The 8333-nt window shown below is 71.0% G+C and carries 4 protein-coding genes, 1 tRNA gene and 1 pseudogene; 4 read left to right on the top strand and 2 right to left on the bottom strand.

All coding sequences use genetic code 11. The features are described 5' to 3' along the window. Positions 1-204, top strand: a pseudogene (locus KUG41_RS06880) (precorrin-3B C(17)-methyltransferase); the annotation flags it as partial. Between the two features lie 60 nt (positions 205-264). On the opposite strand, the gene KUG41_RS06875 reads toward KUG41_RS06880, so the two are convergent. Continuing rightward, a tRNA-Pro gene (locus tag KUG41_RS06875) sits at positions 265-338 on the bottom strand. An 84-nt stretch (positions 339-422) separates the two neighbouring features. On the opposite strand from KUG41_RS06875, the gene lipA reads away from it, so the two are divergent. Further along, entirely contained in the window at positions 423-1301 is an 879-nt protein-coding gene (lipA, locus tag KUG41_RS06870) for a lipoyl synthase (RefSeq protein WP_216902500.1), read from the top strand. 3 nt (positions 1302-1304) lie between these two features. Here the strand turns inward: lipA and gltB are convergent, their stop codons facing one another. Beyond that, positions 1305-5915 carry a glutamate synthase large subunit gene (gltB, locus tag KUG41_RS06865; RefSeq protein ID WP_216902494.1) on the bottom strand — a complete coding sequence of 1537 codons (4611 nt, stop codon included), beginning with the start codon at positions 5913-5915 and terminating at the stop codon, positions 1305-1307. Between the two features lie 209 nt (positions 5916-6124). On the opposite strand from gltB, the gene KUG41_RS06860 reads away from it, so the two are divergent. Beyond that, on the top strand, positions 6125-7975 hold the full coding sequence (locus KUG41_RS06860; RefSeq protein ID WP_216902486.1) for a phosphodiester glycosidase family protein: 1851 nt from the start codon (positions 6125-6127) through the stop codon (positions 7973-7975). Then, positions 7972-8331, top strand: a complete 360-nt coding sequence (locus KUG41_RS06855; protein ID WP_371734062.1) for an AIR synthase — start codon at positions 7972-7974, stop codon at positions 8329-8331. The genes KUG41_RS06860 and KUG41_RS06855 overlap by 4 nt, the downstream gene beginning before the upstream one ends. Positions 8332-8333 lie beyond the last annotated feature (2 nt).

Here is an 8333-nt window from a genome sequence, read left to right as displayed (position 1 = left end):
GAGTGCCGGCCGGCCGGCACCCCGGTGCTGCTGGCCAGGCAGCTGGGGCGGGCGGAGGAGCATCTCAGCCTCCACACCCTGGCCAGCCTGCCCCTGGAGCAGGTGGACATGCTCAGCCTGGTGCTGATCGGCAACAGCACCACCCGGGTCCGGGACGGCCGCATGGTGACCCCCAGGGGCTATCCCGGCGCCGCCCTGATCTGAGCTGACCGCCCGATCAGAGACCCGATCAGTGGCCCGATCGCAAGGACGTTGACAGAAAAATCGGGATGACAGGATTCGAACCTGCGGCCCCTTCGTCCCGAACGAAGTGCGCTACCAAGCTGCGCCACATCCCGATGGAGCGACTTTAGGGGATGGGCTGCGGCCGTCCTGCCTACAGTCCGTTCAGCCCCGTGAGGCCCGTGCCCGTCAGCGACCCCCTGCCCGTTGCCGCCAAGCCGCCCTGGCTGCGGGTGAAGGCTCCCCAGCGGGAGCGGATCGGGGCGGTGGCGGATCTGCTGGTCGACCTCAAGCTCAACACGGTCTGCCAGGAGGCCAGCTGCCCCAACATCGGCGAATGCTTCGCCGGTGGCACCGCCACTTTCCTGATCATGGGGCCGGGCTGCACCCGGGCCTGCCCTTACTGCGACATCGACTTCGACCGCAGCGTGCGGCCCCTGGATCCCACCGAACCGGAGCGGCTGGGGGAGGCGGTGCGCCGCCTGGGCCTGAGCCACGTGGTGATCACCTCGGTGAACCGCGACGACCTGGCCGACGGGGGTGCCAGCCAGTTCGTGGCCTGCATCGAGGCCGTGCGCCGCAACGCCCCCCTGACCACGATCGAGATCCTTCTCCCCGACCTCTGCGGCACCTGGGAGGCCCTGGCGGTGGTGATGGCGGCGGCACCGGAGGTGCTCAACCACAACATCGAGACCGTGCCCCGGCTCTACCGGCAGGTGCGGCCCCAGGGGGTCTACAGCCGCTCACTGGAACTGCTGCGCCGGGTGCGGCAAGGCTGGCCGCGCACCTACACCAAGTCGGGTCTGATGGTGGGCCTGGGCGAAACCGACGCGGAGGTGCGGGCCGTGATGGCCGACCTGCGCGCCCACGCGGTGGACATCGTGACCATCGGCCAGTACCTCTCCCCGGGGCCGAAGCACCTGGCGGTGCAGCGGTTCGTGACCCCGGAGGGCTTCGAAGGCTTCCGCCGCCACGGCGAGGACGACCTGGGCTTCCTGCAGGTGGTGAGCAGCCCGCTCACCCGCAGCAGCTACCACGCCGGGGAAGTGCGGCGCCTGATGCGGGACCACCCCCGCTGAGCCCTAGGCGGGCACCTGCTCCCGCTGATCGACCAGCCCCAGGGCGGCCTTCTCGCTGGCGGGCACCAGGACCTTGAAGCGGCTCTTCCAGAAGGACCAGTCGGCAAGGATCTCACCCGCCCGCTCGCTGCCGGTGAGGGAGCGATGGGCTTCGAGCAGCGGCAGCAGCAGACCCTCCTGCTCGGGGGTGGAAAGGGGCAGCAGCTCAACCGACTCAGGGTTGAGCCGGGCCGCGAGGCCGCCTGCCTCGTCAAGCAGGAAAGCCACCCCACCGGTCATGCCGGCAGCCACGTTGCGGCCGGTGCTGCCCAGCACCACCACCACGCCACCGGTCATGTACTCGCAGCAATGGTCGCCGACCCCCTCCACCACGGTGCGGGCGCCGCTGTTGCGCACGGCGAAGCGCTCGCCGGCCCGGCCGAGGGCGAAGAGTTCACCGCCGGTGGCGCCGTAGAGGCAGGTGTTGCCGAGGATCACCTTGGCGGCGGAATCGCTGCCGCCGGCGGGGGGGACCACGGTGATGCGGCCGCCGTTGATGCCCTTGCCGACGTAGTCATTGGCCTCTCCCACCAGGCGCAGGTTCATGCCCTGCAGCACGAAGGCGCCGAAGCTCTGCCCCGCTGCTCCGTGGAAGGTGAGGGCGAAATGGCCCTGGAAGCCTCTGTTGCCGTGGCGATCGGCGATCTCGCCGGCCAGGCGGGCCCCCACGCTGCGGTCGGTGTTGACGATCGCCAGCTGGCGCTCCACCCGGCCGTGGGCTTCGATCGCCGAGCGCACCTGGGGATCGGCGAGCAGCCCGTCCTCCAGGACCGGACCGTTGCCGTGGGCCTCAGGGTCGTGGCGAAGCCAGGCACGGTCGGCGGCAGCGGGGATCGGCTCCAGCAGGCAGGAGAGATCCAGGGAGCCGGTCTTGGTGAGGCCGATGGCCCGGGGGGTGAGCAGATCGGTGCGGCCGATCAGGTCCTCGAGACGGGCCACCCCGAGCACGCTCAGCAGCTGGCGCACCTCTTCGGCCACGAACAGGAAGAAACTGACCACATGCTCCGGCAGGCCGGTGAAGCGCTTGCGCAGGGCCTCCTTCTGGGTGGCGACACCCACCGGGCAGTTGTTGGTGTGGCAGACGCGGGCCATGATGCAGCCCTCGGCGATCATGGCGACCGAGCCGAAGCCGAACTCCTCGGCCCCCAGCAGGGCGGCGATCAGCACGTCCCAGCCGCTCTTCAGGCCCCCGTCGGCCCGCAGCAGCACCCGGTCCCGCAGGCCGTTCTCCAGCAGGCTGCGGTGCACTTCGGTGAGGCCCAGTTCCCAGGGGCTGCCGGCGTGCTTGATCGAGCTGAGGGGCGAGGCGCCGGTGCCGCCGTCGTGGCCGGAGATCTGGATCACGTCGGCATTGGCCTTGGCCACCCCGGCGGCGATGGTGCCGATGCCGATCTCGGCCACCAGCTTGACCGACACCCGGGCGGAGGGATTCACCTGGTGAAGGTCGTGGATCAGCTGGGCCAGGTCCTCGATGGAATAGATGTCGTGGTGGGGAGGCGGTGAGATCAGGGGCACACCGGCCTTGCTGTTGCGCAGCCAGGCGATGTAGGCATCCACCTTCGGGCCGGGAAGCTGACCGCCCTCGCCGGGCTTGGCCCCCTGGGCCACCTTGATCTCCAGCTGGCGGCCGCTGCGCAGGTAGGCCGGGGTGACGCCGAAACGGCCGGAGGCGATCTGCTTGATGGCCGAGCAGGCGCTGTCGCCGTTGCGGAGGCCCCGCAGGGTTGGAAGAGTGGGGGAGTGGCCCTCGCCATCGACATCGTTGAGGGGGTGGTAGCGGGCGGGATCCTCGCCGCCCTCGCCACAATTGCTCTTGCCACCGATGCGGTTCATGGCCACCGCCAGCACCTCGTGGGCCTCCCGCGAGAGGGCCCCCAGGCTCATGCCGCCGGTGCAGAAGCGACTGCAGATGCTCTCGACGCTCTCCACCTGCTCGATCGGCAGGGGCACCGGTGCCGGACGCAGCTCCAGCAGATCCCGCAGGGCGGTCACCGGCCGGTTCTCGAGGATGGTGCGGTAGGTGGCGAAATGGTCGTAGCCGGGGCCCGCCGCCACGGCGGCATGCAGGGCCTTGGACATCTCCGGGTTGTTGAGGTGGAACTCGCCGCCGGTGCGGTACTGCACGAAGCCCATGAACTCCAGCTTGGTGCGGTTCAGCTCCGGGTAGGCCTTGGCATGGAAGGCCAGCGTCTCGCTGGCCAGGTCGTGCAGGCTGAGGCCGGCCACGCGGCTCGTCGTGCCTGTGAAGGCCAGCTCGATCAGGTCGGCGCCGATGCCGATCGCCTCGAAGATCTGGGCCCCGTGGTAACTGGCCAGCAGGGAGATGCCGATCTTGGAGAGGATCTTGCGCAGACCCTCCTCCAGGGCCTTGCGGACGTTGGCCTGGGCCTTCCCGGGATCGAGGGGAGGCAGCTTGCCCCGCTCGATCATCGACTGGGTGCGGGGGTGGGCCAGCCAGTGGCGGGTGGTCTCCCAGGTGAGCCAGGGGCAGACGGCGCTGGCGCCGTAGCCGATCAGGCAGGCGAGATGGTGGGTGCTCCAGCACTGGGCCGTCTCCACCACCAGGGAGCACTGCAGCCGCAGGCCGAGGCGCAGCAGGTGGTGGTGCACCGCGCCCACCCCCAGCAGGGGCGGAATGGCCGTGGTGCCGGCGGAGATGCCACCGTCGATGCGGTCGGAAAGCACCAGGATCTGGACGCCGCTGCGCACGGCCGCCTCCGCCTCGAAGCAGAGCCGTTGGACCGCCTGAGCCAGGCCGTCCGGGCCGCTGGCCACCGGCATCAGCATGGAGAGGGTGGCGAGCCCCAGGCCATAGGAGCCCAGGTCCTGCAGCTCAGCCTCGTTGAGCACCGGGCTGGAGAGGTGCAGCACGGCGGCGCCGGAGGCATCGGGCCGCAGGGCCGAGCCGCGCCGGCCCAGGTGCATCTCCAGGCTCATGACCAGCTTTTCGCGCAGCGGGTCGATGGGGGGGTTGGTGACCTGGGCGAAGCGCTGCTTGAAGTAGTCGTAGAGGAGGTGGGGCCGGCTGGAAAGCACCGCCAGGGGAATGTCGTCGCCCATGCAGTAGGTGGGCTCCTTCCCCTGCCCCGCCATGTCCTCGATCACCAGATCCAGGTCCTCGGCCGTGAAGCCATAGGCCGTCTGCTGCTGCAGCAGCTCCAGGTCGCCCAGCCGGTGCTCCCGCTCCCAGACGCCGGGCGACAGGCTGCGGCGATGGTCGAGCAACCAGCCGGCGAAGGGAAGCCGGGCGGCGGTTTCCTCCTTCACATCCCAGTTGCGCAGCAGCCGGTGCTCTTCCAGATCCACGGCCAGCATCTGGCCGGGGCCGAGACGGCCCTTCTCGATGATGCGCGATTCCTCCAGGTCCACCACACCTGTCTCCGAGCCCATCACCACGTAGCCGTCGCTGGTGATGCAGTAGCGGGCCGGCCGCAGGCCGTTGCGGTCGAGGGTGGCCCCCACCATGCGGCCATCGCTGAACACCAGCAGGGCAGGCCCGTCCCAGGGCTCCTGCAGGCAGGCGCTGTATTCGTAGAAGGCCTTGATGGCCGGCCGCTCGTCGAGTTCGGGCTGGTCGCGGAAGGCCTCCGGTACCAGGGTGAGAAGGCTGTCGGTGATCGGCCGACCGCTGCGCACCATCAGCTCGAGGGTGGCGTCGAGGTTGGCCGAATCGCTGAAGGCGGCGTTCACCAGGGGCCGCAGATCCTTGGCGGCCTCGCCCCAGACGGCCTCGAGGTGGGCTTCAGCGGCCCGGGCCCAGTTGATGTTGCCCAGCAGGGTGTTGATCTCGCCGTTGTGGCCGAGCAGACGCATCGGCTGGGCCAGGGGCCAGCGGGGCAGGGTGTTGGTGCTGAAGCGGCGGTGGTACACCGCGAAGGCGACGGCGAAGCGCTCGTCCCGCAGGTCGGCGTAGAAGGCATCCAGCACCTCCGAGCGGACCATGCCCTTGTAGACGACGGTGCGGGCACTGATCGAGGCGAAGTAGAGGTCGGAGGTGTCGGCGCCCCACACCTCCCGCACCCGGTCGACGGCGCGGCGCCGCAGGCGGAACAACAGGGATTCGAGGGCGTCGACGTCGGCCATGACGCCGGGCACCGCATCGGGGGCGGCCAGCAGCCACTGCTCGATGGCCGGGGCGTTCTCGCGGGCCAGGGGACCTAGCACCTTGGGGTCCACGGGCACGGGGCGCCAACCCAGGCTCTGGAGACCCAGCTGGGCTGCCTCCTCGTCACAGACCCGACGGGCCAGATCACGCCGTTCCGGGTCGGCAGGCAGGAAGAGCATCCCCAGTCCCCGCACCATCGCGGACGTCGCGGCGGCCACGGGCCACACCGCTTCCAGGAAGCTCCAGGGGATGGCCGTCAGCAGCCCGGCCCCGTCACCGGAATCCCCGTCGCCGCCGCAGCCGCCCCGGTGCTCCATGCAGCGGAGTCCCCGCAGGGCCTGCTGCAGCACCCAGTGATTGGGAATCCCATCGAGGTGGGCGAGGAATCCCACGCCGCAGGCGTCCGTCTCCTCGGGGCCCGGGGCGTGACTGTCGCAATGGGGCCAGACGGGGACGGGGGAGGAGGACATAAGCCGGGATGGTGCTGCTGAAACGGAGCTGGGAAGGGGCTGGAAAAGGTCCAGAAAGATGCCGGCAACGATGAACTGCCGTGGAGCTGCCGTGTCACCCGTGCAGCAGCCGAGTCCGCGACGACAGGGCGAGCACCCGATCCTAGGCAGACACCCTCACCGAACTGCGTCGGGACTAACTTTTTCCATTGAGCGGCAGGACATCGTCGATGGCCAGAACCCTTTCGATCGCCGCGGCGCTTCTGGTCCTGACGGCAGCCCCGCCCGTCACCCAGGCCGCCCCACCGCCCCAGCTGCCGGCCCTGCCCGAGCCGGCGAGCCCCAGGCAGCGGCGGCTCGCGCCTGTGCGACAGGCCCCCGCGACAGGGTTCGAGGGCACCCGGCTGACCCTGAACGGCCGCAGCCAGCAGGCCGCCTGGCGCTGGGAGGGCGGCGACCAGGCTCGACCGCAGGCGCTGTGGCTACCGCTGGAGGTGCTGGAGGGACAACTGGGATTCAGCAGGGGCTCCAGGCCTGACGGCAGTCTTTCGCTGGAATGGTTCGGACGGGAGCTGGTGGTGCCGCCGGCGGCCCAGCGGTCCCTGGAGGACGAGGTGGCGGTCGACGTGGCCGGGATCCTGCGGGATGTGGGTGTCGACGTGGGACGCCGCGGCGAGGTGCTGGAACTGCGTCTTCCCGCGCCCCGACTGCTCCAGGTCCGCAGCTCGGATCAACCGGCCTACCGGCGGGTGGTGCTCGACCTTGATGGCCCCACCCTGATACGCAGCAGCGAGGGGGGAGTGCAGCTGGCCCTGCTCAGCCGAGCCGACCAGCTGGCCCTGCTCGCCTCCCGGGGCCTGCGCAGCGGCGTCACGGGCGCCGACGTCAGCCTGACGCTGGCGGGCGGGACCACGCCGCTGCGGGTGTTCACCCTGGGCGAGCCCTCCCGTGTGGTGATCGACCTGCCTCCGGCCGCGGACCGCGTCGGCACCACGCCGGAGCAACCCGCACCGATCGATCCGCGGCTGCTGGCCCTGCTGGGTCCCCAGCTGCGCTGGGACCAGCAGGTGCGGACCGTGGGGGGGACCCGGGTGCTGGTCAATGCCGTGAGGATCGACCCCCGCAGCAGCCCCCTGGAACTGCGCACCCTGAGCCGGCCGGACGGCATGGCGGGTCTGAGCTCCCTCACCGCCCTGGCCCTGCGCCAGGACGCCCTGGTGGCGATCAACGGCGGGTACTTCAACCGGGTGCGACGCCTGCCCCTGGGCGCCCTGCGGGACCAGGGCCGCTGGTTGTCGGGGCCGATCCTCAACCGGGGCGTCGTGGCCTGGGAGCCGCGCAGCCTGCCGCGCTTCGGGCGGCTGCGGCTGGACGAATGGATCAGCGACGCGAGGGGGCGACGCTGGCCGCTGCTGACCGTGAACAGCGGCTACGTGCAGCGGGGGCTGAGCCGCTACACCGCCGAATGGGGACGTTCCTACCAGGCCCTGAGCGGTTCGGAGACAGCCCTGGTGCTGGCCGGCGAGCGGGTTCAGCGCCGGGTGGACAGCCCAGAGCTGGCGGCGGGGGTGCCCCTGCGACCCCAGGAGACCCTGGTGGTGGCCCGCGGCGGGGCCGTGCTGCCCTGGGGCGAGGGGGAGCGGTTGGGCATCGAGAGCCGTCCGAGTGATCCACTGGGCAACGCCAGCAACGTGATGGGCGGAGGCCCGCTGCTGCTCCAGAACGGCAGGGTCGTGCTGAATGGAACGGCCGAAGGGTTCGGGTCCGCCTTCCTGCGCCAGGGAGCCCCCCGCACGGTGGTCGGCGGCGACGGCAGCCTGCTCTGGCTGGTGACGCTCGAAGCCGCCGGCGGTGGGGCCGGCCCCACCCTGGCGGAAACCGCGTGGCTGCTGAGGCAGATGGGTCTGACGGACGCCCTCAACCTCGACGGCGGCAGTTCCACCGGGCTGGTGATGGGCGGCAGCCACAGGGTCAAGGGGCGGGGGGTGGCCGGTTCGGTCCACAACGGCCTGGGCCTGGTGCCCATCGGCGGCGGAACCGCCACCAGCCTGTCTCCCACCACCCGGCGGCTGGCACAGTGAAAGCCACCCGCAACACCACCGTGCCAAGAGGCCACAGCCTGCGCCTCACCCCTGCCGCCGCCGCCGAGCTCTGCCGGCAGGCGGCGGTGGCGGGCACGCCGGGGCTGATGCATCTGGATCTGCTGGAGGGCGCCTGCGAAGCCTGGGCCATCCGCCTGCGCCCCGGCCACCTGGCCGGCACGCCCGTGGCCCGGGCCGATGGCATCACCCTCCATGCCCCCGCGGGCCAGCTCCTCCTGCTGCGGGGCCTGCAGCTCGACTACAAGGGCGACCTCAGCGGTGGCGGCTTCCTGGTCCGCTCCGGACCGGGGGTGCACAGTTGCGCCTGCGGGGCCGCCTTCAGCCGCAGCGCCTGATG

Source organism: Synechococcus sp. CCY 9618, from assembly GCF_019038415.1.
Taxonomy (GTDB): Bacteria; Cyanobacteriota; Cyanobacteriia; order PCC-6307; family Cyanobiaceae; genus Cyanobium.
This window is presented reverse-complemented; position numbering and strand designations above follow the sequence as displayed.

What these genes read in the sequence shown, in the direction of transcription:
- gltB (WP_216902494.1), bottom strand. Translation starts at nt 5,915, where the DNA reads ATGTCCTCCTCCCCCGTCCCCGTCTGGCCCCATTGCGACAGTCACGCC.
- KUG41_RS06860 (WP_216902486.1), top strand. Translation starts at nt 6,125, where the DNA reads ATGGCCAGAACCCTTTCGATCGCCGCGGCGCTTCTGGTCCTGACGGCA.